We start from the raw sequence: 3200 nt of genomic DNA, 5'->3' as shown, positions 1-3200 counted from the left end.
ATCCGATCTGGGTGGTCCGGCAAAGGTTCATCGCCATATCCATCAGCCCGCGGGGATCAGGCCGGGCTTCTCCAAGCCAGATATGGAAGATATTACCCCCGTCTACGATCGGGAAGAAGACATGCTCTATCTCCATCCGCCTTGTCAGTGGAATATCCGCGGAAGGTGTGACATGAATGCCGTTTGTATAGTAGACCGGGAGATCGAGTGTCTTCTTTGACCGCTCAAGCAGGTTCTTTGTATCTCCCTTGACGATCCTGAGGGCATGGGGGCGGAACTGCTCATCAAGCAGATCGGCAACGGCAAATCTCTGCCCGGTCGTCTCTGCAGGGGTGCGTGCAAGTGCAATCGTCATCCCGTGTTTTGCCGAGAGTTTCTTTGCATATTGTTCCATCTCGGTCATTGTCCGGACCGCGAACCTGAATGCCTCTTTGGTCTCGTGGAGCTGGGAGCCGAGATGATGCTGGATCATCTCATTGACGCCGACGATCCCAACGGTATAGACGAGCCCCTCGAGATCGACTGCAACAGCCCCCCTCTCCTGTGTCTCTGGATCTTTTGGCCTCTGCATTGCAAACGGCATCCGTCCGTTCGCTCTGACAAGCTCCATCCAGCGGCGTTTGATCTTAAAGATTGAGACCGCAGAATCCATCAGTTTTCGGAGTTCAGCAAAGAGTTTCTGGTCGTCGTGGTCTGCCCGGAATGCTGCCCTGGGACAGTTCACCGAGATCACCTGCCAGGATCCCATTGAAAAATGTTTGCCATCCGTGAAGGTGAGTTTATCCTCGAATGAGGTGTCATTTGCTGCGGTCGTCGAGAACTGGTAGGCACAGCACTGGTAACATGAGATCCCCTCTCCGGCACCCCTGTAGGCGGGGAGCTGGTTGTCATAGTATGGAGTGCCGAACTTTGATGCAAGCTCAAATGTCATCAGGTAGAGTTCACGGTAGGTCGGGATATCCGGATTGTTCGTATTGAAGTCTTCATCCTCATCCATAAAGTCCGGTTCAATACTGATCTCGGGTTTTGGGAAGTTGAAGGGCTTGCCCCAGTTATCTCCCTCAAGCATCACTTCCATCAGTGTTGCAAAGAGAAGCCGGACTTCACGTTCAAACTCTCCATATGCCCTGAAGGGAGCCTGCCTGCCATTCCAGACCTTGCCTTTGAAGACGATTGGCTTGTCACGCCAGAGCTTTGGGACTCCTGGTGAGAGCTGGACTGATGAGAAGACGACCTGGCCGCCACGTGCCACCATCATCTGGGTCATCTCATAGACAAACATCTGCATAAGCTGTTTGATCTCGGCCCTGTCCATCCCCTCGACATAGGGGGCTAAGAAGGTGAGGAAGTTGTAGTAACCCTGCCCTCCGGCAAAGTTTGTCTGTGCGGATCCAAGTGCCTTGACCGCATGGAGCACAGCCACCTCGGCGCGTTTTGCCGGACCTGCCACACTCGCTTTTGTCCCGTTTCCATCCGGCATTAAGCCATAGTAGAAGAAATAGCGGAGATCCCAATCCTGGCAATTATGGATGAGGAGGCCGTCTGAAGCAAAGAAGGTATGGCTCTCCTCGCTCCCATCACCTTCCAGAAAGAGATCGTAGACATATCTGCTGGAGGGTGTGCAGGGTTCAATGGCGAGAACGCGTTCAGGCTTTTCAGCCCGGTTTATCTTCTGAGTATGCTTCAGGAAGGAATCGATATGATCCTGCCTCTCATCGAGGAACGAACAGTATTTTGAAAAGATATCGATATTCTTTCGTCCATGGAACTGGATACGGTAGAGTATCCGCCGCTCTGTATCATCATTATACAGCTCGGTGATATGCACCCCTATGCCGAGTGCCGACAGAAGAAGGGCAAGCTCCTGGCGGAGTGATTCTGATGCTGTCGTATAGGTGATGATACAGTCAGACTTTTCCGGGCGATAGTATGCTGATCCATCGCCGGTGTAGAGTGCTGAGAGGAACTCACGAAGCAGTGCGTCATCGGCATGATAGACGATCCAAGGCAGGCGCTTGCTGCTGCTGCCTTCTGGTATCCCAAAGATGTACCGGAAGAGGAGATAGACGATCTTTCCCCCGAAATAGACCTGCTGTGCACGATTCCTATGAACTTCGATTCCGTAGATCTCGGTTGTATCCGGGGTGGGGCGGGTGATCGTTGCATAGGTATTGAGGGTAGCTTTCACTGATGCCTGTATCGAGGCTGACTGATGGTTTTCAGTGATTGCAAGATTATATTGTCCGGCCTTTGGAGAGGCATTGTAATTTCCTTCAGAGACAAAGAATCCAAGCAGCCGCATCAGGTCAGGGGTGATCGGCAGGAGAACCGGGAGGTCATGCTCGCTGCCTGTTACCCCCACTCTCAAACCTGTCATCTCAACTATCCCATAGTGCTCACAGAATGCCCGGAAGGAACGAATGGGCATGATACCTTTTGTGTACCATTGTTTCCTGTGTTCGATTCCAAGGGCTCGTGAGATCGCCGTATAGGATCGTGCCTGCCCCGTCCTGACAATTTCAGAGAAGAGATCTGCGGCGCCCCGGACATACACGCCGGTGAGAAGATCTTCAGGAACAAGTTCTGTGAGTTCACGGATCAGGTTTATTCCGCATACCGGTTCTCCGCGGATCGGATCAGATGCAGTAATTGTGTAGAGGATATCACCTTCCCGTATCTCATCTGCCCGCCGGATCACCATCCCATCATCTGTCTGTACCGGGATCCTGTGCTCCCCGGTGACAGAGAGCATGCGGCCGCCCGATGTCTTTATCCTGAGCATCTCTCCATCGAGAGCTACCCTCCGGGTTACCTTATTCACCCGCACCCAGCCTTTGGGCGTAAGAAGGGAGAGATCATCGGGGGCGTCTTCATCCCCGTCAATTGGCAGTTCATCGGCCCTCGTACTCCTGATCCGACCCTCAGATTTCACCGGAATGACGGTACTACCGTCTATGCAGAACGGGCGTGATCCAAAATATTCGAGGTCGTGAATATGCATGTCGCCGGTCAGGTGGATGTCTGCGAGTTCCGGGGGGAGCTGGAGGAGGTACTGCTCTTTACTGATCTTGTCTGCCTTCTTCTTATGGGATGTCTCGGCATTCTCCTGGAGGTTTGAGTTGTCCTTTGCCTCAAAACCCCTTCCGACATCGATTAAATGCGCATCATAGACGGGTGTTCCGACACGGGTACAGACGTTC

At 52.8% G+C, this 3200-nt stretch carries 1 protein-coding gene; it reads right to left on the bottom strand.

Annotated features, from left to right (window positions below):
• Positions 1-3200: anaerobic ribonucleoside-triphosphate reductase (nrdD, locus tag QCH34_RS09635; RefSeq protein ID WP_300333394.1), on the bottom strand; the 3200-nt coding region annotated here is incomplete at both ends.

This window comes from Methanocalculus sp. (assembly GCF_029762515.1).
In the GTDB taxonomy this organism is placed as follows: domain Archaea; phylum Halobacteriota; class Methanomicrobia; order Methanomicrobiales; family Methanocorpusculaceae; genus Methanocalculus.
The sequence above is the reverse complement of the archived record's forward strand: the minus strand, read 5'-3'. Positions and strand labels throughout refer to the sequence as shown.